Source organism: Flavobacterium sp. JLP (genome assembly GCF_015350755.1).
Lineage (GTDB): Bacteria > Bacteroidota > Bacteroidia > Flavobacteriales > Flavobacteriaceae > Flavobacterium.
On record NZ_JADKPS010000003.1, the window covers coordinates 342,515 to 366,589 of the forward strand.

Genomic DNA, 24,075 nt, shown 5'->3' on the forward strand with positions numbered 1-24,075 from the left:
GTTTTTTATTAATAAATTATATTTTTTTTCGAAATTATAAAAATATTTAATAGTAAAAATGCATTCTTGCTATTAAACGCCTTTATTTATTAACTATATCGTTTTAGCAGTAGCTAGTTTAATGTTCTCAACAAATTGATCGAATAAATAAGAAGAATCGTGAGGTCCAGGACTAGCTTCAGGATGGTATTGTACTGAAAAACAATTCTTATTCTTCATTCGCATACCTGCAACAGTATCATCATTCAAATGTATGTGCGTAAGCTCTAATTCCGGATGTCCTTCTAAAGATTCTCTTTTCACAGCAAAACCATGATTTTGAGAAGTAATTTCACCTTTACCTGTTATAAGATTTTTTACAGGATGATTAATTCCTCTGTGCCCACCAAACATTTTGTAGGTTGGAACCCCATTTGCCAAAGCAATAATTTGATGTCCTAAACAAATTCCAAATAACGGTCTGTCATCTGCAATAATTCTTTTCGCAACTTCTATCGCTCCGTAAAGAGGGTCTGGATCTCCAGGACCATTTGACAAGAAGTAGCCGTCAGGATTAAAAGCTTCCAAATCTTCATAAGTAGAATCATATGGAAAAACCTTAATATAGCAATCTCTCTTAGCAAGATTTCTTAAGATGTTTTTCTTTATTCCAAGATCTAAAGCTGATATTTTATAAGCAGCATTTTCGCTACCAAAAAAATAAGGCTCAGTAGTTGAGACTTTTGAAGCCAACTCTAAACCTTCCATATTTGGCACATTAGCCAGTTCTTTCTTTAAATCTTCAACTGAAGTGCCATCTGTACAGATCACAGCATTCATAGCCCCGTTATCACGAATGTAGCTAACAAGTGCTCTTGTATCAACATCTGAAATACAAATAAGGTTTTGTTTCTTGAAATAATCTTCTAAGCTTCCAGAAGCATCTTCTCTAGAATAATTAAAACTAAAGTTTTTACAAACCAAACCAGCAATTTTAACGCTTTCTGATTCAATTTCTAAATCATTTACACCATAATTACCAATATGGGGATTAGTAGTAACCATAATTTGTCCGAAATAAGAAGGGTCTGTAAAAATCTCTTGGTATCCGGTCATTCCAGTATTAAAACAAACTTCACCGAAAGTTTTACCGCTAATTCCGATAGATTTTCCGTGAAAGATAGTTCCATCACTTAGTAATAAAATGGCGCTTTGTCGTGTCGTGTATTTCATTATTTAATTGTATTGTTTTTGATCGTCATTCAAAACTGGCAAAGCCCGTTTCAATTGTAATTAGATATTGTGCAAATTTACTTCTTTAAAAGAGTGCTTCCAAGATTTTTTAAAAATTTCATTGATAAAAATAAAACCTACACATTCAAATAAGTTAAATTTTAATTTTCTTTTTCAAAAAAAATCAAAAAAAAAGGATAAACTAAAAATTAGTTTATCCTTGATTTCTATAGAATCATTACTTTCATAATTATTCAGAAGCTTCAGTAGTCGATTCTGATTCAGCAGCAGGAGCTTCTGGAGTAGTCTCCTCAGCTTTTTTAGCTTTACCACCACGACGGCTTTTTGCTTTTTTAACTTCTTTTTTACCACCATTGTAAAGTTCATTGAAATCTACAAGTTCGATCATTGCCATATCAGCATTATCTCCCAAACGATTTCCAACTTTAATGATACGAGTGTATCCACCTGGACGGTCTCCAACTTTAGCAGCTACGTCTCTGAACAAGTCAGTTACAGCATATTTGCTACGTAAGTAAGCAAAAACAATACGACGGTTGTGAGTCGTATCTTCTTTTGATTTTGTGATTAAAGGCTCAACGAATTGTTTAAGCGCTTTAGCTTTAGCAACAGTAGTGTTAATACGTTTGTGCTCAATAAGAGAACAAGCCATATTAGCTAACATAGCTTTTCTATGTCCAGTCTGTCTGCTTAAGTGATTGAATTTTTTTCCGTGTCTCATTGCTATTTTAAATTTAACCCCGCAAGCGGGATTGAATTATTCTTTATCTAGTTTGTATTTAGCTAAGTCCATTCCGAAAGTTAAATTTTTAACTGCAACAAGTTCATCAAGTTCAGTTAAAGATTTTTTACCAAAATTACGGAATTTCATTAGGTCATTTTTATTGAACGATACTAAATCACCAAGTGTATCAACTTCAGCCGCTTTCAAGCAATTTAATGCTCTCACAGATAAATCCATATCAACAAGCTTAGTTTTAAGCAATTGTCTCATATGCAATGACTCTTCATCATACGATTCTGTTTGTGCAATTTCGTCAGCCTCAAGTGTAATTCTTTCGTCAGAAAACAACATGAAATGGTGAATTAAAACTTTAGCAGCCTCAGTAAGAGCATCTTTTGGATTAATAGAACCATCAGTTTTAATTTCAAAAACTAATTTTTCATAATCTGTTTTTTGTTCTACACGGAAGTTTTCAATTGCATATTTTACATTTTTTACCGGAGTAAAAATAGAGTCTGTAAAAATTGTTCCAATTGCAGCATTCTGTTTTTTGTTCTCCTCAGCAGGAACGTATCCTCTACCTTTTTCGATTGTTAAATCGAAGTTCAATTTGATTTTTGAATCTAAATTACAGATAACAAGGTCTGGATTCAGAACCTGGAAACCTGATATAAATTTTTGAAAATCACCTGCTGTTAATTGATCTTTTCCAGAAACAGAAATAGTAACTGCTTCATTATCGATATCTTCAATTTGACGTTTGAAACGTACTTGTTTTAGATTAAGGATAATTTCGGTAACATCTTCAACAACACCTGAAATAGTAGAAAACTCATGATCTACACCTTCGATACGAACAGATGTAATTGCATAACCTTCTAATGCTGAAAGCAAAACTCTTCTAAGTGCATTACCAACTGTCAATCCATAACCAGGTTCTAAAGGTCTAAATTCGAATTTACCTTCAAAATCGGTTGAATCGATCATGATAACTTTATCGGGCTTTTGAAAATTAAATATTGCCATAAATTTCGACTAAGTCAATTATTATTTGTTGTACAACTCTACGATTAATTGTTCTTTAATGTTTTCTGGAATTTGAAGTCTTGCAGGTACAGAAACGAAAGTTCCTTCTTTAAGATCATTGTTCCAAGTAATCCATTCATAAACATGACTTGAATTTGATAAAGAACGTTCGATAGCTTCTAAAGATTTAGATTTTTCACGAACTGCAACTTTATCACCAGGCTTAAGGTGGTAAGAAGGAATATTTACAACTTCTCCATTTACAGTAATGTGTCTGTGAGATACTATTTGACGAGCACCTCTTCTAGATGGAGCAATCCCCATTCTAAAAACAACATTATCTAATCTTGCTTCACATAATTGTAATAAAACCTCACCAGTTACTCCTTTAGTTGCTGATGCTTTTTCGAATAAATTTCTGAATTGTTTTTCTAAAATTCCATAAGAATATTTAGCTTTTTGCTTTTCCATTAACTGAACAGCATACTCAGATTTTTTTCCTCTTTTTTTAGCCATCCCGTGTTGTCCAGGTGGGTAATTTCTTTTTTCGAAAGATTTATCATCTCCGAAGATTGCTTCGCCAAATTTACGAGCGATTCTTGTACTAGGACCAGTATATCTTGCCATTTTAAATTGTTTAAGATTGAGATTATGAATTCAGGTCTTATCCTTCGATAATCTATTTTCAATCTAGGTTATACTATAAATTTTGAGTATTAAACTCTACGTCTTTTTGGAGGACGACATCCGTTGTGAGGCATTGGAGTAACATCGATAATCTCAGTAACTTCAATTCCACCGTTATGAATAGAACGGATAGCAGACTCACGCCCGTTTCCTGGTCCTTTTACATAAACTTTAACTTTTTTAAGTCCCGCCTCAAGAGCTACTTTACTACAATCTTCTGCGGCCATTTGAGCTGCGTACGGAGTATTCTTTTTAGAACCTCTGAAACCCATTTTACCAGCTGAAGACCAAGAAATAACTTCACCTTTCTTATTAGTCAAAGAAATGATAATGTTGTTGAAAGTGGCAGAAATATGAGCTTCACCCGTTGATTCAACGATAACTTTACGTTTTTTTGCAGTTGCTTTAGCCATATTACTTATTATTTAGTTGCTTTTTTCTTGTTAGCAACAGTTTTTCTTTTACCTTTTCTTGTTCTAGAGTTGTTTTTAGTTCTTTGTCCTCTTAACGGAAGACCAGATCTATGACGGATACCTCTGTAACAACCAATATCCATTAAACGTTTGATGTTTAAAGAAACTTCAGAACGTAATTCACCTTCAATTTTGTAAAATGAAACTGCATCACGAATCGCTCCGATCTCATCATCATTCCAATCTTGAACTTTTTTATCTTGGCTAACTTGAGCTTTCTCTAAAATCTCAATAGCTCTACTTCTTCCTAATCCGAAGATATAGGTAAGTGCTATAACACCTCTCTTATTTTTTGGGATATCTACCCCTGCTATTCTTGCCATAATTATCCTTGTCTTTGTTTAAATCTAGGATTCTTTTTGTTTATTACGTACAATCTCCCTTTTCTACGCACAATGATGCACTCGGGACTTCTCTTTTTTACTGATGCTCTAACTTTCATAGTGAATATCCTTTAATATCGATAAGTAATTCTTGCTTTTGACAAATCATAAGGACTCATTTCTAGTTTCACTTTATCACCAGGTAATAATTTGATGTAATGCATACGCATTTTACCAGAAATATGAGCAATTACAATATGTCCATTTTCTAACTCTACACGGAACATCGCATTTGACAATGCTTCAATGATTGATCCGTCTTGTTCTATTGCTGATTGTTTTGCCATAAATATATTAAGCTACTGCTTTTCTATTTTTACCAGTCTTCATTAAACCATCATAATGTTTGTTTAACAAGTATGAATTGATTTGCTGGATAGTATCTATCGCAACCCCAACCATAATTATTAATGAGGTACCTCCAAAAAACATCGCCCAAGATTGTTGTACATCCATAATACTTACAACAATAGCTGGGAACACAGCAATCAAAGCAAGGAATAAAGATCCTGGGAAAGTTATTAAAGACATCACTTTATCTAAGAAATCTGAAGTTTCAGCACCTGGACGAACGCCAGGGATAAAACCACCACTTCTTTTTAAATCATCAGCCATTTTGTTAGTAGGTACAGTGATTGCAGTATAGAAAAATGTAAATACAATAATTAAAGTTGCAAATACAAAGTTATACCAAAAACCAAACATATTACTAAAAGCGCCAACAATAGATTGTGATGTATCTGATTTAGACAATCCAGCTACAGCTGCAGGTATAAACATAATTGCCTGAGCAAAAATGATTGGCATAACCCCAGAAGCATTAAGCTTAAGAGGAATCCATTGTCTATTACCACCTGCCAAATCTTGCTCATAGTCACCAGTTGTTGTACGACGAGCATACTGAACTGGAATCCTACGTACTGCCATTGTAAGCAATACACAAGAAATAATTACTAATAACCATACAATAATTTCAATAGCCATTAACATTAAGCCTCCAGTATTATTAGTAACAACAGACTTAAATTCTTGCATAAAAGCTTGTGGTAAACGAGCTAAAATACCGACCATAATCAATAATGAAATTCCATTTCCAATACCTTTATCAGTAATCTTTTCTCCAAGCCACATAGCAAAAATTGTACCCGTAACTAAGATAATAACAGACGAAAACAAGAACTCCGGAGAATTAAAGCCTAGTAAGAATGCACTTCCAGGTAACGTTCTGTATAAATTGTAGATATAAGTTGGACCTTGAACCAATGTAATAGCAATAGTTAACCAACGTGTAATTTGATTAATCTTTTTTCTACCACTTTCTCCATCATTTTGAAGTTTTTGTAAATAAGGAATAGCAATTCCCATTAACTGAACCACAATAGATGCAGAAATATAAGGCATAATTCCTAAAGCAAAAACTGAAGCTTTAGAGAAAGCACCTCCGGTGAACATGTCTAGAATAGATCCTAGACCATTTTTAGTTTGTCCTGCTAACCCCATCAATTGAGTTGCGTCAATTCCAGGAAGCGTAACGTGTGCTCCAAAACGATATACTAAAAGTAATCCTAAAGTAATTAGGATTCTATTTTTCAGTTCTTCGATTTTCCAAACATTGCTTATTGATTCAATAAATTTCTTCATACAATAGAAAAATTATATTGTTACAGCCTCTCCACCAGCAGCTTCAATAGCAGCTTTTGCAGTAGCAGTAAATTTGTGAGCAGTTACTTTTAATTTTGCTTTCAATTCTCCTCTACCTAAAATCTTAACGATTTCATTTTTGGTAGCTAGACGATTTGCTACGAAATCTGTCATTGAAACAGAATCAGTAATCACACCATTGTCTACTAATAATTGAAGCGTATCTAAATTAACACCTTCGTATTCTTTACGGTTGATGTTTGTGAAACCAAACTTAGGCACACGTCTTTGAAGTGGCATTTGCCCTCCTTCAAAACCAATCTTTTTAGAATAACCAGAACGAGATTTTGCTCCTTTGTGACCTCTTGCAGCAGTGCCACCTTTTCCAGAACCTTCTCCTCTACCTAATCTTTTGTTTTGATTGTGTGTTGACCCTTCAGCTGGTTGTAAGTTACTTAAATTCATAACAGTATTTGTTATTTAGCTTCTTCGACAGAAACTAAGTGTTTAACTTTGTTTATCATCCCAAGGATAGCAGGGTTTGAATCATGCTCTACAACTTGTCCCATTTTACGTAGACCCAAAGCTTCTAAACCTCTCTTTTGAGAAAGAGGACAGTTGATTTTGCTTCTTACTTGTTTTACTAATAATTTAGCCATAATTTCCTTGAATTAACCTTTAAAAACTTTTTCTAAAGAAACACCTCTTTGTTTTGCAACAGTATGAGCGCTTCTCATTTGCAATAAAGCATCAAAAGTTGCTTTTACTACGTTATGAGGATTTGATGATCCTTGAGATTTAGATAATACATCGTGAATACCTACTGATTCAAGAACTGAACGAACAGCTCCACCAGCAATAACTCCTGTACCATGAGAAGCAGGAATTAAGAATACACGTGCACCACCAAATTTACCTTTTTGTTCGTGAGGAACAGATTGTCCGTTCAAAGGAATTTTTACTAAATTTTTCTTAGCATCTTCTACTGCTTTCGCAATTGCTTCAGAAACGTCTTTAGATTTTCCTAATCCGTGACCAACTACTCCATTTTCATCACCTACAACTACAATAGCAGAAAAACCGAAAGCTCTACCACCTTTTGTAACTTTAGTAACACGATTAACACTTACCAGACGGTCTTTAAGTTCAAGACCACTTGGTTTTACCAATTCTACATTTTTGTATTTAGACATAATATATTAGAATTTAAGTCCAGCCGCTCTTGCGCCTTCTGCTAATGATTTAATACGACCGTGATATAAATAACCTCCTCTATCGAAAGTGATGGTATCAATCCCAGCTTTTAACGCTTTCTCTGCAACTAGTTTTCCAACAGCAGTAGCAATTTCAACGTTAGTACCTTTTCCTATTTCTTTTTCTCTTGAAGATGCAGCTAATATAGTAACTCCATTTACATCATCAATAAGTTGAGCGTAAATTTCTTTGTTACTTCTAAATACAGATAGTCTTGGGTTAGCAGCAGTACCACTAATCGATTTTCTAATTCTGAATCTAATTCTCTGTCTTCTATCAGATTTTGTTAATGACATAATCTTATTTTTTAAGCTGATTTACCTGCTTTTCTTCTTAATACTTCACCCACAAATTTAACACCTTTTCCTTTGTATGGCTCAGGCTTACGGAAACCTCTGATTTTCGCAGCAACTTGACCTAAAAGTTGTTTATCAAATGATGTTAATTTTACGATTGGGTTTTTACCTTTTTCAGATATTGTTTCTAAAGCTACTTCTGGAGCAATTTCTAAAACAATATTGTGAGAATATCCAAGAGCTAAATCTAATTTTTGACCTTGGTTTGAAGCTCTATAACCAACTCCAACTAATTCAAGTTCTTTTGTAAAACCTTCAGATACACCAATGATCATATTATTGATTAATGATCTGTATAATCCGTGTTTTGCTCTTTGGTCTTTATGATCAGACGATCTCTCTAATAGAACTTGATCGCCTTCAACTTTTACAGTAATGTCCGAGAACTCCTGAGTTAGTTGACCTTTTTTTCCTTTTACTGTAATGATACCGTCTTTAACTTCTATAGTTACACCGGCAGGGACTACAACTGGGCTTTTACCTATTCTTGACATCTTATTTAGTCTTTAAAATTAGTATACGTAACAAATTACTTCACCACCTACATTCAATTGCTTAGCTTGTTTTCCAGTCATCAAACCTTTTGATGTAGAAACAATAGCAATTCCTAATCCGTTAAGGATTCTTGGTAATTTGGCAGCACCTGCGTATTTACGTAAACCAGGTTTACTAATTCTTTGGATATCTTTAATTACAGGCTCTTTAGTATCTTTATCATACTTTAAAGCGATTTTGATCGAACCTTGAACGGTATTCGTTTCAAATTTGTAACTTAAGATATAACCTTGATCAAATAAGATCTTAGTTATTTCTTTTTTAAGATTAGAAGCTGGAATTTCAACAACTTTATGGTTTGCAGCCACAGCGTTACGAACTCTAGTCAAATAATCTGCAATAGGATCTGTATACATATGTATTTGATTGCGATTATGGTTTTCGGGAGATACTCATCTCCCGAACCTTTAATCAATTAAAATTATTTTTTGGTTTGCAAAAGTAATAACTTATTGCCAGATTACCAAGATGCCTTTTTAACTCCAGGAATTAATCCATTATTAGCCATCTCACGGAAAGTTACACGCGAAATACCAAATTGACGGATATAACCTCTTGGTCTACCTGTTAATTTACAACGATTGTGTAAACGAACTGGTGAAGCATTTTTAGGTAATTTTTGTAATCCTTCAAAATCTCCAGCTTCTTTCAAAGCTTTTCTTTTCTCAGCATACTTAGCTACCGTTTTCTCTCTTTTCACCTCACGGGCTTTCATTGATTCTTTAGCCATGTCTTAATTCTTTTTAAAAGGTAATCCTAATTCAGCCAATAATGACTTTGCTTCCTTGTCTGTTTTTGCAGTAGTAACAAATGTAATATCCATTCCTGAAATTTTGTTTACTTTGTCAATATCAATTTCTGGGAAAATGATTTGCTCTAAAACTCCAAGGTTGTAATTACCTCTTCCGTCAAAACCTGTAGCTTTGATACCACTAAAATCTCTAACGCGTGGTAAAGCAGAAGTAATAAGTCTATCTAAAAACTCATACATTCTTTCACCACGTAAAGTAACTTTTGCTCCAATAGGCATCCCTTTTCTCAATTTGAATGACGCAACGTCTTTCTTTGAAATTGTAGATACTGCTTTTTGTCCAGTGATCTTTGTCAACTCATCAACTGCATAGTCAATAAGTTTTTTATCAGATACAGCTGCACCAACTCCACGGCTCAAAACGATTTTTTCAAGTTTTGGAACTTGCATTACGTTTGTATATCCGAATTCCTCTTTAAGAGCAGAGATTACTCTACTCTTATATTCTTCTTTTAGTCTAGGTGTATATGCCATTACTATAGTACTTGATTAGATTTTTTTGAAAATCTTACTTTCTTATCTCCTTCTACTCTAATACCAACTCTAGTTGTTTCCTTAGTTTTAGGATCAATTAGTGAAATGTTAGATATTTGTATAGAAGCTTCTTTCTTAACGATACCACCTTGAGGGTTTTTAGCACTTGGTTTTGTATGTTTCGAAACCATGTTTACACCTTCAACTATCGCTTTATTTTTCTCACGGTAAACACGTAAAACTTTACCTTCAGCACCTTTATGGTCTCCAGCAATAACTCTTACGATATCTCCTGATTTTATTTTTAGCTTTATCATCTTAAAACGAATTAAAGCACTTCTGGTGCTAATGATACAATTTTCATGAATTGTTTTTCACGAAGTTCTCTTGCTACCGGACCAAAAACACGAGTTCCTCTCATTTCCCCCGCTGCGTTCAAAAGAACACATGCATTGTCATCGAAACGGATATAAGAACCATCAGCTCTTCTCACTTCTTTTTTGGTACGTACAACAACTGCAGTTGAAACAGCTCCTTTTTTAACGTTACCGTTAGGAGTTGCATCTTTAATAGATACTACAATCTTGTCACCAACAGAGGCATACCTTCTTTTGGTACCTCCTAAAACACGGATAGTTAAAACTTCTTTTGCTCCCGTATTATCTGCTACTTTTAGTCTTGATTCCTGTTGTACCATAATTATTTAGCTCTTTCTAAGATTTCAACTAATCTCCAACATTTTGTTTTACTCAAAGGACGCGTTTCGCTAATTCTTACAGTATCTCCAATGTTACAGTCGTTTGTTTCGTCGTGTGCAACGTATTTCTTTGTTTTCAACACGAACTTACCGTATAATGGGTGTTTTACTTTTCTTACTTCAGCAATAACAATAGATTTATCCATTTTATTTGAAGTAACAACACCTATTCTTTCTTTTCTTAAATTTCTTTTTTCTTCCATCTTTCAGCAGAATACAATTATTGTAACTCTCTTTTAGTTAGCTCTGTAGCCAATCTTGCAACTGTTCTTCTTACACTTCTAATTTGAAGTGGATTCTCAATTGGAGAAATAGCGTGGGCCATTTTTAGGTCAGCATATATCTTCTTAGTTTGACTAAGTTTTTCTTGCAACTCCGCTGCAGAAAGATCTTTTATTTCTGATTGTTTCATAATATAATATAAATTATGCTTCGAAATCTCTAGCAACGACGAACTTAGTTTTTACTGGAAGCTTTTGAGCTGCAAGACGTAAAGCCTCTTTTGCAACTGATAAAGGAACTCCTCCAACTTCAAACATAATTCTTCCGGGTTTAACAACGGCAGCCCAATATTCAACGGCACCTTTACCTTTACCCATACGTACCTCAAGAGGTTTCTTAGTAATTGGTTTGTCTGGAAATATTTTGATCCATAATTGTCCTTCTCTCTTCATGAAACGAGTTGCGGCAATACGCGCAGCTTCGATTTGACGAGAAGTTAAGAACATTCCATCTTCATGTACAGATTTAATACCAAACATTCCATTAGAAAGTTCATGCCCTCTTTGAGAGTTACCTTTCATTTTACCTTTCTGTACCTTACGGTATTTTGTTCTTTTAGGCTGTAACATTTTTCTTTAGTTTAAAAATTTACTTTCTTTTGCGAGCGTCTGGTTTTCCACCTTTATTAAAAGGTTTTCTGTCTCCTCTCGGAGAATCTCCACCTTTACCACCACCAGTTCCAGATTGTTTTTTATCCATTCCTGCAAGTGGAGAAAGATCTCTCTTTCCATAAACTTCACCTTTCATGATCCATACTTTGATACCCATTCTACCATAAGTGGTATGAGCTTCAGCCAAAGCATAATCAATGTCAGCTCTGAAAGTTGATAGAGGAATTCTACCTTCTTTGAAACCTTCTGAACGCGCCATCTCAGCACCATTCAAACGACCAGAAATCAAAACTTTGATACCTTCAGCGTTCATACGCATAGAAGCAGCAATAGCCATTTTGATTGCACGTCTGTAAGAAATACGGCTTTCGATTTGACGAGCGATACTTGTCGCCACAAGATAAGCATCTAACTCAGGTCTTTTAATTTCAAAGATGTTGATTTGAACCTCTTTGTCAGTAACTTTCTTAAGTTCTTCTTTTAACTTGTCTACCTCTTGCCCACCTTTTCCGATAATGATACCAGGTCTAGCAGTAGTGATAGTAACGGTTACAAGTTTCAAAGTTCTCTCGATGATTACTTTTGATACACTAGCTTTTGATAAACGAGCGTGGATATACTTTCTGATTTTATGATCTTCGGCAAGTTTATCACCGTAATCATTTCCACCATACCAGTTTGAGTCCCACCCTCTGATGATACCAAGTCTATTTCCAATTGGATTTGTCTTTTGTCCCATGCTGCTTAAGAATTGCTTTGTGTGTTATTGATAGCTCCAAGCACGATTGTTACGTGATTAGAACGTTTTCTTATTCTGTGTGCACGACCTTGTGGAGCTGGACGAAGTCTTTTCAACATCATTCCACCATCTACTCTGATCTCTTTAACAAATAATCCAGCTTCTTCTAAATTACCTTCACTATTTTTTTGCTCCCAGTTGTTGATTGCAGATAATAATAGTTTCTCTAATTTTCTTGAAGCCTCTTTAGAACTGAATCTTAAGATGTTAAGTGCTCTTTCTACCTTCTGACCTCTTACCAAGTCCGCTACTAAGCGCATTTTTCTAGGTGAAGTAGGGCAGTTATTCAATTTTGCGAAAGCAATAGACTTATTAGCCTCTTTTCTCGCATCTGCTGTTTCTCTTTTACGAACTCCCATTGCTTCTTATTTTTTACCTTTATTTTTTGCTCCAGCATGACCTCTAAAAGATCTAGTTGGTGAAAACTCTCCTAATTTGTGACCTACCATGTTTTCTGTTACGTAAACTGGTACAAATTGACGACCGTTATGAACTGCGATTGTTTGTCCAACGAAATCTGGAGTAATCATAGAAGCTCTAGACCAAGTCTTAACTACACTATTTTTACCACTTTCTACGTTTTCCTGAACTTTCTTGTCTAACTTATAATGAACGAAAGGTCCTTTTTTTAATGAACGTGCCATATCTTATTATTTCTTTCTACGTTCTACGATATACTTGTTACTCGGGTTTTTCTTAGAACGAGTTCTATAACCTTTTGCTGGTATTCCATTTCTTGAACGTGGATGTCCACCAGAAGAACGTCCTTCTCCACCACCCATTGGGTGATCAACAGGGTTCATTGCAACAGGTCTTGTTCTAGGTCTTCTTCCTAACCATCTTGTTCTACCTGCTTTACCAGATACAACTAATTGGTGGTCTGAATTAGAAACAGCTCCAATTGTAGCCGAACAAGTTAACAAGATTAATCTTGTTTCACCAGATGGCATTTTAATTGTAGCATATTTTCCATCTCTTGCCATTAACTGAGCAAATGTTCCAGCTGAACGAGCGATAACCGCTCCCTGACCTGGACGTAACTCAATACAAGAGATTACAGTTCCTAAAGGAATTCTGCTTAAAGGCAATGTATTACCAATTTCAGGTTGAGATTCTGGACCAGAAACTAATTTCTGACCAACTTTCAATCCGTTTTGAGCAATAACGTATGTTTTCTCTCCATCAGCATAAGCTAATAAAGCGATAAATGCAGTACGATTTGGATCATATTCGATTGATTTCACTGTAGCCGGAATTCCGTCTTTAGTTCTTTTGAAATCAATAATACGATATCTCTGCTTGTGACCACCACCCGTATAACGCATGGTCATCTTTCCTTGACTATTTCTACCTCCAGAGTTTTTTATCGGCGCTATCAAAGAGCGTTCCGGCTTATCAGTTGTAATGGCGTCATAACCATTCACAACTCTAAATCGCTGACCTGGGGTAATAGGTTTTAATTTTCTTACTGACATTTTTCTATCTTAGATATTGTTGTAAAAATCAATTGTTTCTCCTTCTTGTACTTGAACAATCGCTTTCTTAATTGCATTTGTCTTTCCACTGATCAAACCACTTTTAGTGTATTTTGTAGTTCTATCCGGTCTTACGTTCATCGTGTTAACTGAAACGATAGTCACTCCATAAGCAGCTTCAACAGCTTTCTTAATTTGAACTTTGTTTGCTTTTTTGTCAACAACGAATCCGAAGCGGTTTAAAACTTCACTTTCTTTGGTTACTTTTTCTGTTACTATAGGTCTAATTATGATACTCATATTCCTATTATTTGCTTAAATTTTCTTCGATTAACTCCAAAGAACCTTCTAAAAGCACTAAATTATTAGTGTTTAAAATAGCGTAAGTGCTTAATTCTGAGCTAGTTACGACATTAGAAGCCTTTAAATTGCGTGACGACAAATATACATTTTTATTTGACTCTCCCAACACAAATAGAGATTTTTTATTTTCTAACCCTAAAGCTTTCAAAACGTTAATGAAATTTTTAGTGTTTGGCGCTTCAAAATTAAAGTCTTCAAGAACGATGATATTCGACTCTTTTGCTTTAATTGAGAAAGCTGATTTTCTAGCCAATCTTTTCAAGCTTTTATTCAATTTGAATGAATAACTTCTTGGTCTTGGTCCGAAAACTGTTCCACCACCTTTAAACAATGGATTCTTAATACTTCCCGCACGAGCAGTACCAGTTCCTTTTTGTTTTTTAATCTTACGTGTACTTCCTGTCACTTCAGCTCTTTCTTTAGCTTTGTGAGTTCCTTGTCTTTGATTAGCAAGATATTGCTTAACATCAAGGTATACAGCGTGATTGTTTGGTTCAATTGCGAATACTGAATCAGAAAGTTGAACTTTTCTTCCAGTATCTTTTCCGTTGAAATCTAATACTTTTACTTCCATTACTTCTGAATGATTACATAAGAGTTTTTATGTCCAGGAACACATCCTTTAATAACAAGTAGGTTCTTTTCAGCTACTACTTTTAAAACTCTAAGGTTTTGAACTTTTACATTGTCTCCTCCCATTCTTCCAGCCATACGCATTCCTTTGAATACTCTAGATGGATATGAAGAAGCTCCTACAGAACCTGGCGCTCTTAAACGGTTGTGTTGACCGTGAGTTGCTTGTCCAACACCACCAAATCCGTGACGTTTAACAACCCCTTGAAAACCTTTACCTTTAGACACACCTTGTACATCTACAAATTCTCCTTCAGCAAAAATAGAAACATAAATAAGATCTCCTAATTTTTGTTCAGTTGCAAAATCTTGAAATTCAACGACTTTTTTCTTAGCAACAGTTCCAGCTTTCTTAAAGTGACCTACAGCCGCTTTAGTGGAATGTTTCTCGTTTTTGTCATCGAAACCAAGTTGCAACGCTTCGTACCCGTCAACACCTTTGGTTCTGACTTGGGTAACAACACACGGCCCAGCCTCGATTACTGTACAAGGAATGTTTTTCCCGTTTTCATCAAAAATGCTAGTCATGCCGATTTTTTTACCAATTAACCCAGACATAAATATTAATTATTAATTACTAAAATTCCCTTCAATTTGAAAATAACAGAAATTTCCAAACAGGGAGTGCAAAAGTATACATTAAAATCGAATATACCAAACAGTTACAAAAATTAAATTGCTCATAATCAAAATCCAAGCACCAAACACATCCACCACAACATTCACTAATTCAAAAAAAATAAATTTTCAAAGCTTAACCTATAATGACACTATCGTTAACAATTACTTAATCAATCAAAGAAAAAACCTTGGTAACAGCCTAAATAAAAGACATTTCACATTTAAGTCTCTCACCAAATAAAAAAACTTATATATAAAAAAAACATCAAGCCAAATCTAAACAACAAAAAAAAGCGAGACATTTCTGTCTCGCTTTTATAATATAAAATATAATAAAAATTATACTTTTATCTCTACTTCAACTCCACTTGGCAATTCAAGTTTCATTAAAGCATCAATAGTTTTAGATGAAGATGAATAAATATCAATCAATCTCTTGTATGACATTACTTCAAATTGCTCTCTCGCTTTTTTGTTAACGTGCGGAGAACGCAACACAGTGAAAAGTTTTTTGTGAGTTGGCAAAGGAATTGGACCTGTTACCACTGCTCCAGTAGTTTTTACTGTTTTTACGATCTTTTCAGCAGATTTATCCACTAACATGTGATCGTAAGATTTTAGTTTTATTCTGATTTTTTGACTCATTTTCTTAAGAATTAAGCGTTACCTTTTGCTTTTTTAATTACAGCTTCTGAAATATTAGAAGGTGTTTCTGCATAATGTGAAAACTCCATTGTTGAAGTAGCTCTACCAGAAGACAATGTTCTTAATGTTGTTACATAACCAAACATCTCTGACAAAGGAACATCAGCTTTAATAGTTTTAGCACCATTTCTATCACCCATGTCATTAACCTGACCTCTACGACGGTTAATATCACCTACGATATCCCCCATGTTTTCTTCCGGTGTAATAACTTCCATTTTCATGATTGGCTCAAGAATAATTGCTCCAGCAGCTTTAGCTACTTCTCTATAACCCATTCTAGCTGCTAATTCAAAAGAAAGTGCATCAGAATCGACAGGGTGGAAAGATCCGTCTGTCAAAGTTACTTTCAAACTATCCACTTGATAACCAGCCAAAGGACCAGTTTTCATAGCTTCACGGAAACCTTTTTCTACAGATGGAATATATTCCTTAGGAACGTTACCACCTTTTACTGCATTAATAAACTGTAATCCTACAGGAACTTTACCATCAACTTCGTCAGCCGGTTCAAGTGTAAATACGATATCACCGAATTTACCACGACCCCCTGATTGTTTCTTGTAAGTCTCTCTATGTGTTGCAGTTCTTGTAAACGCTTCTTTATATTCAACTTGAGGCTCACCTTGGTTTACTTCAACTTTAAATTCACGTTTCATACGATCTACCAAGATATCTAAGTGAAGCTCACCCATACCTGAAATAATAGTTTGCCCTGAAGCCTCATCAGTTCTAACAGTAAATGTTGGATCTTCTTCAGCTAATTTTGCCAAAGCCATACCCATTTTATCAACGTCAGCTTTAGTTTTAGGCTCAATTGCAATACCAATTACCGGTGCAGGGAATTTCATAGACTCAAGAATGATTGGGTGTTTTTCATCACACAATGTATCTCCAGTTTTGATATCTTTAAATCCAACAGCAGCTCCAATATCTCCAGCCTCAATATATTCGATTGGATTTTGTTTATTAGCATGCATTTGGTAGATACGAGAAATTCTTTCTTTACTTCCTGAACGAGTGTTCAAAACATAAGAACCAGCATCAAGACGTCCAGAGTAAGCACGGAAGAAAGCTAAACGACCTACGAATGGGTCAGTAGCAATTTTAAATGCTAGAGCAGCGAACGGCTCTTTTACATCTGGCTTACGCAAGATTTTAGTTTGATCTTCTTCTAACAATTCAGCGTCATCAGGGTGAATCCCTTCAATACCTTCCTTGTCCATTGGAGAAGGTAAATATTTACAAACCGCATCTAACATGAACTGAACTCCTTTATTTTTGAAAGAAGAACCAGCAATCATCGGGATGATAGCCATATCCATAGTAGCAGCTCTTAAAGCGTTGTTGATTTCTTCCTCTGTAATAGAGTTTTCATCTTCCATGAATTTCTCTAAAAGATTTTCATCGTAATCAGCAACTGCTTCAATAAGAATAGATCTGTACTCTTTAACTTCTGCAACCATATCAGCAGGAATTTCAACTATATCAAAAGTCGCCCCCTGAGTAGCATCGTGCCAAATGATAGCTTGGTTTTTTACTAAATCTACAACACCTTTGAAATCATTTTCTTCACCGATTGGCAAAGTGATCGCAACAGCATTTGATTTTAACATATCACGAACTTGTTGACAAACTGCCAAAAAGTTAGATCCTTGACGGTCCATTTTATTAACGAATCCCATACGAGGAACTCTATATTGATCTGCAAGTCTCCAGTTAGTTTCTGATTGAGGCTCAACACCATCAACAGCACTAAACAAGAAAACCAAACCATCAAGTACACGTAAAGAACGGTTTACCTCTACAGTAAAGTCAACGTGTCCTGGAGTATCAATAATATTAAAGTGGTATGGCAAAGATTCAGGCAAAATTTTACCTTGTTCAGTTGGAAAATTCCACTCACAAGTTGTTGCAGCTGAAGTAATTGTAATACCTCTTTCTTGCTCCTGAGCCATCCAGTCCATTGTTGCAGCACCATCGTGCACTTCACCAATTTTGTGTGATTTTCCAGTATAAAAAAGGATACGCTCAGTTGTTGTTGTTTTACCAGCATCAATATGAGCAGCAATTCCGATATTTCTTGTATATTTTAAATCTCTAGCCATTTCTTACGAATTAAAATCTAAAGTGAGAGAAAGCTTTATTAGCTTCTGCCATCTTGTGAGTATCCATTCTTTTCTTAACCGCAGCACCTTCTTCTTTAGCAGCAGCTAAACATTCTGACGCTAAACGTTGCGCCATAGATTTTTCATTTCTTCTTCTAGAATAAAGTATCAACCACTTCATTGCCATAGAAATTTTTCTGTCTGGTCTAATTTGCATTGGAATTTGAAATGTAGCTCCACCAACTCTACGACTACGTACTTCTACGTGAGGCATAACGTTTGTTAAAGCATCTTTCCAAATTTCTAATGAAGATTTTTCTGAATCTTGCTTTTTAGATTCAATGATGTCAATTGCATCATAAAATACTTTGAAAGCTGTAGATTTCTTACCGTCCCACATTAAGTTGTTCACAAAACGCGTTACCAATTGGTCGTTAAACCTCGGATCTGGTAAAAGTGGTCTTTTCTTTGCCGCTCTTTTTCTCATGTCTTTTTCTTAAAAGTTTTAAATTACTTTTTTGCTTCTTTTGGGCGTTTAGCACCGTACTTAGATCTTCTTTGCGTTCTTCCTGCAACTCCTGACGTGTCAAGCGCTCCACGAACGATATGATATCTAACACCTGGTAAATCTTTTACCCTTCCGCCTCTAACTAATACTATCGAGTGCTCTTGTAAATTGTGTCCTTCTCCAGGGATGTAAGCATTTACTTCATTACCATTTGTCAAACGTACACGCGCAACTTTACGCATTGCAGAGTTTGGTTTTTTTGGTGTAGTAGTGTAAACACGCGTACAAACCCCTCTTCTTTGAGGACAAGAATCTAAAGCAACCGATTTACTCTTCTTAGTTATCTGAGTTCTTCCTGTTCTTACTAATTGTTGAATTGTTGGCATAATTAATACTAAAAATTTATTATGTATATTAAATTCCCGCTTTTTACGGGGTTGCAAATGTATAAAATATTTTTCACTATACAAACGTTAATCCATTAATTTTCAATAACATTATTTAAGCTTATGATTTTACAAACAAACAATAGATATTTGCAATACATTTAATATATGAAACAATTGCTTTTGAAACAGTTATTATCACTATCTCTTTTTTGCTTCATAAGCATTTCTTGTTATGCGCAAAATTTTTATTTAAAAATAAACGGAACAAATGAAATCGAAAATAAAACTATAGACTCAATAAATTATTCTACAAAGCATACTAACGTAAAATCACTGTTTGACGAAGTAAAAATCACTTCTCAAAGACTTTCAAAAATTGGCTATCTAAACAACAAAATCTTAGAAACCAAAACAATAAATGACAGCACTTACACTTCTATTATCACACTAAAAGAAAAAATAAAAAATATACATATATATATAGGTATAAATAATTCTTTCTTTAAATCTGAAGAATCAAAAAACGACACCATAATTATTCCATACAGCGAACTAGAAACATATCTAAATCAAAAAATAATTGATGCCGAAAAACTGGGATTTGCCCTCAGCAAAATTAAATTAGAAAACATTCGAAAAAAGAATTTAATAATTTATGCCGACTTAAATTTTAAATCCGAAAAAAAACGCAGTATAAATTCCATTATTCTAAATTACTCAAATTCCAAGAGCAACGACTTTTTTCCAAAGGTGCACTTAAAACAACTTAATAAAAAATATTTAAACAAGACATTTAATCAAGAAATTGTAAAGCAACTTTACGATGATATAAACAGTTTTGAATTCACCAATCAAACAAAATATCCCGAAATATTATTCACCAAAGATTCAACAAAAATTTACGCTTATATTGAAAAAAGAAAAGCCAATACTTTTGATGGATATGTTGGATTTTCAAACGACGAAAATGAAAAATTAAACCTAAATGGATATTTAGATATAACACTATTAAATATACTGCGTGCGGGAGAGCAATTTGCACTATATTGGAAAAGTGACGGCAATCAACAAAAAACTTTCAATACTAAACTAGAAATTCCATATATATTCAAATCTTCTTTAGGACTAAAAGCACAGCTAAATATTTTTAAGCAAGACAGTACATTTCAAAATACCAAAACAGCAATCGACTTAGGCTATTATATCAATTACAATTCAAAAATATATTTAGGATATCAATCAACAGAATCAAGCGATATCCAAAACACAAATAATACAACAATCAGCGATTTTAAAAATTCATATATTACTTCAACTTACGAATTCAAAAAGATAGATTATACTAATAGTCTTATTCCCAAAAAAGCATGGTTAAACTGGATTATCGGATACGGAAAAAGAAACACCAATAACGATTCTTCAACAGCAAAACCTAGTCAACAATTTTACACGAACCTAAATGTATCCTATAATTTTGAACTTAACGAGAAAAATTACATTAACATAAATTCACAAAATTTTTATCTTAACAGTAAAAATTACATTTTTAATGAATTATTTCGATTTGGCGGAATTAATTCCATAAGAGGCTTTTTAGAGAACAGCCTTCAATCTAATTTCAACACTTTAATTCTTACAGAATACAGATATAAATTTTCGCAAAATATTTACATAAACACAATAGCCGATTTTGGTCTATATCAAGACTTAACATCATCTATAAATCCAAATAAAATAAAAAATTTAATAGGAGTCGGAATTGGATCTGTAATACAGACACCAAACGGATTATTAAAGATTACTCTGACAAATGGAGGTGCTAATACACAAGAATTACAATTATATAACACTATCATAAACTTATGTTATAATGTTAAATTTTAGCGCTAACTGAAAAAAGTTTAAATTAATATTAGGATAGTTAACAAATTATTAAGAGTTTTGCGATACTAATTCAAAATATTTAAAAATGAAACTAAAGTTCAATGGATTCTTAGTGCTTTTATTAGTACTAGTGGCGCAACTAACTTTTGCGCAAGAAAGATCTGTTTCAGGGACTGTTTCTGACAATGCAGGAATGCCTTTACCAGGCGTAAGCGTATTAGTTAAGGGAACAAAATCTGGAACGCAAACTGATTTTGATGGTAAGTTCTCTATCAAAGCATCAACAAGCCAAGTTTTGGTATTTAGCTACATTGGGATGAAAACTCAAGAAATAGCTGCAAGCTCATCAGTAATCAATGTAAAATTGGCTGGTGATGCGCAAGAACTTGAAGGAGTTGTAGTAACAACTGCTTTAGGTATTAAAAGAGAGAAAAAATCTCTTGGATATGCTACGCAAAAAATCGATGGTGACGAGGTAAATAAAACACCTTCGACTAACTTTGTAAACAGCATGTCAGGTAAAGTTGCTGGTCTTCAAATTAAAAACAACAACAACTTAGGAGGTTCTACTAACGTTGTAATTAGAGGTTATAAATCTATTGGATTTAATAATCAAGCTTTGTTTGTTATCGATGGTGTTCCTGTTGATAATAATGAAGTTCTTGGTAATACATCTTCTCAGAAACAAGCTGGAGCTGGTTATGACTACGGAAATGCTGCTTCGGATATTAACCCTGCAGATATCGAATCTGTAAACGTTTTGAAAGGTGCTGCTGCAACTGCACTTTATGGATCAAGAGCTGCCAATGGTGCAATCATGATCACAACTAAAAAAGGAAAACAACAAAACGGTCTTGGAGTTTCTTTAAGCTCTAGCGTAAGTGTTGGTACAGTTGACAAATCTACATTTGCAAAATACCAAACTCAATACGGAGAAGGATATTTTCCATCTTTCAGAACAACATTCGATGTTGATGGAAATGGTACTTTAGACAATACAGTGAGAACTAATCATGACGCTTCATTTGGTCCTGCTTACGATTCTACTAAAATGGTATTCGGATGGGATTCATTCGTTCCAGAATCTCCATACTACAAAACTGCACGTCCATGGGAAATCGCTAAAAATGGTCCAGTTACATTCTTTCAAAACCCTATCGTAAACACAAATACACTTTCTGTTAATGGTGGTAACGATAAAGGAACTTTCAACTTATCTTATACTAATTTAAGTTCTACTGGTTTAATGCCAAATAGTGAACAAAAGAAAAACTCTTTCTTGGGTAATGCTAGTTATAAATTAACAGACAAATTAACTGCTACTTTCTTTGCTAATTATGTTGTTACAGACACAAAAGGAAGAAACGGAACAGGATATAATGGTAACATTATTTCTGGTTTCAGACAATGGTGGGGAACTAATGTTGACATCAAAGAACAAAGATCTATCTACGAGCAAACAGGGAAAAACTACACTTGGAATGCTAATAGCCCAACAAACACTACTCCTGCTTTCTGGAACAACCCATACTTTCAAGTTTACGAAAACTATGAAAGTGACACAAGAAACAGATTCTTAGGAAATGCAAGCTTAAACTACAAATTTACAAGCTGGTTAGATGTTACTGGTAGAGCATCTGTGGATACTTACTCAGATTTCCAAGAAGAAAGAAGAGCTAACGGATCTTACGCTGGTGACCCATTCGGTATCGCTAGAAGTAATGAAGAGTCAGGTTACCAAAGACTTAACAGAAACTACTCTGAGCTTAACTACGATTTAATGGCAAACTTCAACACTAACTTGACTGAAGATTTAAACTTAAAAGGAGTAGCTGGTATTAACATCAGAAGACAAAAAGTGGATCAAATCCTTGCTTCAACTTCTGGAGGACTGTATGTGCCAAAATTATTTGCTTTGACAAACTCAGTTAATGCTGTTGAAAAACCAGTTGAAACAATGTCTGACAAAGGCGTTAACGGATACTATATTAGTGCTTCATTAGGATATAAAGATTATTTATACCTTGACGCTACTTTAAGAAGAGACGTATCTTCAACTTTACCAAGTGAAAACAATGAGTACTACTACCCATCTGTTTCAGGAAGTTTCGTGTTCTCTAATGTATTACAACAAGATTGGTTAACATTAGGAAAAGTAAGATTAGGTTATGCAGAAGTAGGTAACGACGCTCCATTTGCTAAAGTACTTGATACATATGTAAGTAATTCACCTTTTGGAACTCCATTATATTCTGTTCCTTCAATCAGAAACAATCCTGAATTAAAATCAGAAAGAACAAAAAGCTGGGAAGCTGGCTTGGAGTTACAAGCACTTGACAGAAGAGTTGGTTTAGATTTATCTGTTTATAAAACTAATACTGTAAATCAAATTGTTGACATTCCAGTTTCCGAAGCAACAGGTTACACTAAATTATTCAAAAATGTTGGAAATATCGAAAACAAAGGTATAGAGGCTACTTTAACTTTAGTACCAGTTAAACTAGATAATTTCACATGGACAATGGTTGCTAACTGGGCGAAAAACAAAAACAAAGTTGTTGCATTAGCTCCAGGCATCTCTAACTATCAACTTGGTTCTTTCCAAGGAGGAATTTCTATCAACGCTACTGTTGGTCAAGCTTACGGAACTATTCAAGGATCTGATTATGTTTATTTAGACGGACAAAGAGTTGTAGACGCTGCAACAGGAAAATATCAAATTACAAGTACCAACGATAATGTAATTGGTAACTTTACTCCTGATTGGACTGGTGGTCTTAACAACATCTTACAATACAAAAAATTCTCTTTCAGCTTCTTAATTGACATGCAAAAAGGAGGAGATGTATTCTCTCTAGACAGATGGTATGGTGAAGGTTCTGGTTTATATACGAACACTGTTTACACGAACGACTTAGGGAACCCAGTAAGAAGTACTATTGCTGCTGGTGGTGGTCATATTCTTCCAGGTGTACTTCCTGATGGAACTCCTAACACAATAAGAATTGAAGCTAACGATGGTACTGACGGATCATTTGGTTATTTAGGTTCTGCAAACAAAGATTACATCTACGATGCATCTTACGTAAAACTTCGTGAGGTTACACTAGGATACACTTTTGATAAAAAAGTATTAGGTGGTGCATTTCAAGAGCTTTACTTAGGTTTCTCTGGATCTAACTTATGGATCATCCATAAAAATTTACCAGATGCTGATCCTGAAGCAGGTTTAAGTGCTGGAAATTTACAAGGCTTCCAATCTGGACCTCTTCCTACAACAAAAACTTTTGCTGTAAATTTAAAAGCTAAATTCTAATAAAGAA

At 34.4% G+C, this 24,075-nt stretch carries 35 protein-coding genes; 2 read left to right on the top strand and 33 right to left on the bottom strand.

Annotated elements, in window-relative coordinates; translation table 11 throughout:
* Positions 1-93 precede the first annotated feature (93 nt).
* The 33 genes from carA to rpsL all read right to left on the bottom strand — a co-directional run bounded on the left by carA (position 94) and on the right by rpsL (position 18,865).
* On the bottom strand, positions 94-1,212 hold the full coding sequence (carA, locus tag IRZ83_RS11010; RefSeq protein WP_194568764.1) for a glutamine-hydrolyzing carbamoyl-phosphate synthase small subunit: 1,119 nt from the start codon (positions 1,210-1,212) through the stop codon (positions 94-96).
* Positions 1,213-1,462: 250 nt separating this feature from the next.
* Positions 1,463-1,954 carry a 50S ribosomal protein L17 gene (gene rplQ, locus IRZ83_RS11015; RefSeq protein ID WP_029272056.1) on the bottom strand — a complete coding sequence of 164 codons (492 nt, stop codon included), beginning with the start codon at positions 1,952-1,954 and terminating at the stop codon, positions 1,463-1,465.
* 36 nt (positions 1,955-1,990) lie between these two features.
* Positions 1,991-2,983, bottom strand: a complete 993-nt coding sequence (locus tag IRZ83_RS11020; RefSeq protein WP_026109818.1) for a DNA-directed RNA polymerase subunit alpha — start codon at positions 2,981-2,983, stop codon at positions 1,991-1,993.
* A gap of 21 nt (positions 2,984-3,004) precedes the next feature.
* A complete protein-coding gene (gene rpsD / locus IRZ83_RS11025; RefSeq protein WP_029272055.1) occupies positions 3,005-3,610 on the bottom strand; it encodes a 30S ribosomal protein S4 in 606 nt (201 codons plus the stop codon).
* 89 nt (positions 3,611-3,699) lie between these two features.
* Positions 3,700-4,083, bottom strand: coding sequence for a 30S ribosomal protein S11 (rpsK, locus tag IRZ83_RS11030; RefSeq protein ID WP_007803677.1), 384 nt, complete (start codon positions 4,081-4,083; stop codon positions 3,700-3,702).
* Positions 4,084-4,091: 8 nt separating this feature from the next.
* The gene (gene rpsM / locus IRZ83_RS11035) at positions 4,092-4,466 is read right to left on the bottom strand and encodes a 30S ribosomal protein S13 (protein ID WP_007803675.1); all 375 of its coding nucleotides are present in this window, start codon (positions 4,464-4,466) and stop codon (positions 4,092-4,094) included.
* A gap of 2 nt (positions 4,467-4,468) precedes the next feature.
* On the bottom strand, positions 4,469-4,585 hold the full coding sequence (ykgO, locus tag IRZ83_RS11040) for a type B 50S ribosomal protein L36 (protein WP_072945378.1): 117 nt from the start codon (positions 4,583-4,585) through the stop codon (positions 4,469-4,471).
* Positions 4,586-4,597: 12 nt separating this feature from the next.
* Positions 4,598-4,813, bottom strand: a complete 216-nt coding sequence (infA, locus tag IRZ83_RS11045; protein WP_007136545.1) for a translation initiation factor IF-1 — start codon at positions 4,811-4,813, stop codon at positions 4,598-4,600.
* A gap of 7 nt (positions 4,814-4,820) precedes the next feature.
* The gene (gene secY, locus IRZ83_RS11050) at positions 4,821-6,167 is read right to left on the bottom strand and encodes a preprotein translocase subunit SecY (RefSeq protein ID WP_029272054.1); all 1,347 of its coding nucleotides are present in this window, start codon (positions 6,165-6,167) and stop codon (positions 4,821-4,823) included.
* Positions 6,168-6,179: 12 nt separating this feature from the next.
* Entirely contained in the window at positions 6,180-6,632 is a 453-nt protein-coding gene (gene rplO, locus IRZ83_RS11055; protein ID WP_026982954.1) for a 50S ribosomal protein L15, read from the bottom strand.
* Between the two features lie 11 nt (positions 6,633-6,643).
* Entirely contained in the window at positions 6,644-6,826 is a 183-nt protein-coding gene (gene rpmD / locus IRZ83_RS11060; RefSeq protein ID WP_017495010.1) for a 50S ribosomal protein L30, read from the bottom strand.
* Positions 6,827-6,838: 12 nt separating this feature from the next.
* Positions 6,839-7,363, bottom strand: a complete 525-nt coding sequence (rpsE, locus tag IRZ83_RS11065) for a 30S ribosomal protein S5 (protein WP_085950926.1) — start codon at positions 7,361-7,363, stop codon at positions 6,839-6,841.
* Positions 7,364-7,366: 3 nt separating this feature from the next.
* On the bottom strand, positions 7,367-7,717 hold the full coding sequence (rplR, locus tag IRZ83_RS11070) for a 50S ribosomal protein L18 (protein ID WP_029272053.1): 351 nt from the start codon (positions 7,715-7,717) through the stop codon (positions 7,367-7,369).
* 11 nt (positions 7,718-7,728) lie between these two features.
* Positions 7,729-8,271, bottom strand: coding sequence for a 50S ribosomal protein L6 (rplF, locus tag IRZ83_RS11075; RefSeq protein WP_029272052.1), 543 nt, complete (start codon positions 8,269-8,271; stop codon positions 7,729-7,731).
* A gap of 18 nt (positions 8,272-8,289) precedes the next feature.
* Positions 8,290-8,688 carry a 30S ribosomal protein S8 gene (rpsH, locus tag IRZ83_RS11080; RefSeq protein WP_029272051.1) on the bottom strand — a complete coding sequence of 133 codons (399 nt, stop codon included), beginning with the start codon at positions 8,686-8,688 and terminating at the stop codon, positions 8,290-8,292.
* Positions 8,689-8,792: 104 nt separating this feature from the next.
* Complete coding sequence (gene rpsN / locus IRZ83_RS11085) at positions 8,793-9,062, bottom strand: 30S ribosomal protein S14 (RefSeq protein ID WP_007803655.1); 270 nt, start codon at positions 9,060-9,062, stop codon at positions 8,793-8,795.
* Positions 9,063-9,065: 3 nt separating this feature from the next.
* A complete protein-coding gene (gene rplE / locus IRZ83_RS11090; protein ID WP_017495015.1) occupies positions 9,066-9,617 on the bottom strand; it encodes a 50S ribosomal protein L5 in 552 nt (183 codons plus the stop codon).
* 2 nt (positions 9,618-9,619) lie between these two features.
* On the bottom strand, positions 9,620-9,934 hold the full coding sequence (rplX, locus tag IRZ83_RS11095; RefSeq protein ID WP_007803650.1) for a 50S ribosomal protein L24: 315 nt from the start codon (positions 9,932-9,934) through the stop codon (positions 9,620-9,622).
* An 11-nt stretch (positions 9,935-9,945) separates the two neighbouring features.
* Entirely contained in the window at positions 9,946-10,314 is a 369-nt protein-coding gene (gene rplN / locus IRZ83_RS11100; RefSeq protein ID WP_007803649.1) for a 50S ribosomal protein L14, read from the bottom strand.
* 2 nt (positions 10,315-10,316) lie between these two features.
* On the bottom strand, positions 10,317-10,577 hold the full coding sequence (gene rpsQ, locus IRZ83_RS11105; RefSeq protein ID WP_007803646.1) for a 30S ribosomal protein S17: 261 nt from the start codon (positions 10,575-10,577) through the stop codon (positions 10,317-10,319).
* A gap of 17 nt (positions 10,578-10,594) precedes the next feature.
* On the bottom strand, positions 10,595-10,786 hold the full coding sequence (rpmC, locus tag IRZ83_RS11110; RefSeq protein ID WP_007803639.1) for a 50S ribosomal protein L29: 192 nt from the start codon (positions 10,784-10,786) through the stop codon (positions 10,595-10,597).
* 13 nt (positions 10,787-10,799) lie between these two features.
* A complete protein-coding gene (rplP, locus tag IRZ83_RS11115) occupies positions 10,800-11,225 on the bottom strand; it encodes a 50S ribosomal protein L16 (protein ID WP_007803637.1) in 426 nt (141 codons plus the stop codon).
* Positions 11,226-11,244: 19 nt separating this feature from the next.
* Entirely contained in the window at positions 11,245-12,006 is a 762-nt protein-coding gene (rpsC, locus tag IRZ83_RS11120; RefSeq protein ID WP_007803635.1) for a 30S ribosomal protein S3, read from the bottom strand.
* A 5-nt stretch (positions 12,007-12,011) separates the two neighbouring features.
* Positions 12,012-12,425, bottom strand: a complete 414-nt coding sequence (gene rplV, locus IRZ83_RS11125) for a 50S ribosomal protein L22 (protein WP_007803631.1) — start codon at positions 12,423-12,425, stop codon at positions 12,012-12,014.
* A 6-nt stretch (positions 12,426-12,431) separates the two neighbouring features.
* Complete coding sequence (gene rpsS / locus IRZ83_RS11130; protein ID WP_012022488.1) at positions 12,432-12,710, bottom strand: 30S ribosomal protein S19; 279 nt, start codon at positions 12,708-12,710, stop codon at positions 12,432-12,434.
* Positions 12,711-12,716: 6 nt separating this feature from the next.
* Entirely contained in the window at positions 12,717-13,541 is an 825-nt protein-coding gene (gene rplB, locus IRZ83_RS11135; RefSeq protein ID WP_007803623.1) for a 50S ribosomal protein L2, read from the bottom strand.
* A gap of 9 nt (positions 13,542-13,550) precedes the next feature.
* Positions 13,551-13,841 carry a 50S ribosomal protein L23 gene (gene rplW / locus IRZ83_RS11140; protein ID WP_017495018.1) on the bottom strand — a complete coding sequence of 97 codons (291 nt, stop codon included), beginning with the start codon at positions 13,839-13,841 and terminating at the stop codon, positions 13,551-13,553.
* A gap of 7 nt (positions 13,842-13,848) precedes the next feature.
* Positions 13,849-14,478: a 50S ribosomal protein L4 gene (rplD, locus tag IRZ83_RS11145; RefSeq protein WP_029272050.1), complete on the bottom strand. Its 630-nt coding sequence runs from the start codon at positions 14,476-14,478 to the stop codon at positions 13,849-13,851.
* Positions 14,478-15,095: a 50S ribosomal protein L3 gene (gene rplC, locus IRZ83_RS11150; protein WP_194568766.1), complete on the bottom strand. Its 618-nt coding sequence runs from the start codon at positions 15,093-15,095 to the stop codon at positions 14,478-14,480. The genes rplD and rplC overlap by 1 nt, the downstream gene beginning before the upstream one ends.
* A 402-nt stretch (positions 15,096-15,497) precedes the next feature.
* The gene (gene rpsJ / locus IRZ83_RS11155; RefSeq protein WP_007803605.1) at positions 15,498-15,803 is read right to left on the bottom strand and encodes a 30S ribosomal protein S10; all 306 of its coding nucleotides are present in this window, start codon (positions 15,801-15,803) and stop codon (positions 15,498-15,500) included.
* A gap of 11 nt (positions 15,804-15,814) precedes the next feature.
* The gene (gene fusA / locus IRZ83_RS11160) at positions 15,815-17,971 is read right to left on the bottom strand and encodes an elongation factor G (RefSeq protein WP_029272048.1); all 2,157 of its coding nucleotides are present in this window, start codon (positions 17,969-17,971) and stop codon (positions 15,815-15,817) included.
* Positions 17,972-17,981: 10 nt separating this feature from the next.
* Positions 17,982-18,458 carry a 30S ribosomal protein S7 gene (rpsG, locus tag IRZ83_RS11165; RefSeq protein WP_007803600.1) on the bottom strand — a complete coding sequence of 159 codons (477 nt, stop codon included), beginning with the start codon at positions 18,456-18,458 and terminating at the stop codon, positions 17,982-17,984.
* A 23-nt stretch (positions 18,459-18,481) separates the two neighbouring features.
* Positions 18,482-18,865, bottom strand: a complete 384-nt coding sequence (gene rpsL / locus IRZ83_RS11170; RefSeq protein ID WP_007136570.1) for a 30S ribosomal protein S12 — start codon at positions 18,863-18,865, stop codon at positions 18,482-18,484.
* 168 nt (positions 18,866-19,033) lie between these two features.
* Here rpsL and IRZ83_RS11175 point away from each other — a divergent pair, with 168 nt between their 5' ends.
* On the top strand, positions 19,034-20,752 hold the full coding sequence (locus IRZ83_RS11175; RefSeq protein WP_194568768.1) for a hypothetical protein: 1,719 nt from the start codon (positions 19,034-19,036) through the stop codon (positions 20,750-20,752).
* An 85-nt stretch (positions 20,753-20,837) separates the two neighbouring features.
* Positions 20,838-24,068 carry a SusC/RagA family TonB-linked outer membrane protein gene (locus IRZ83_RS11180; protein ID WP_194568770.1) on the top strand — a complete coding sequence of 1,077 codons (3,231 nt, stop codon included), beginning with the start codon at positions 20,838-20,840 and terminating at the stop codon, positions 24,066-24,068.
* The last annotated feature ends 7 nt before the right edge of the window (positions 24,069-24,075 follow it).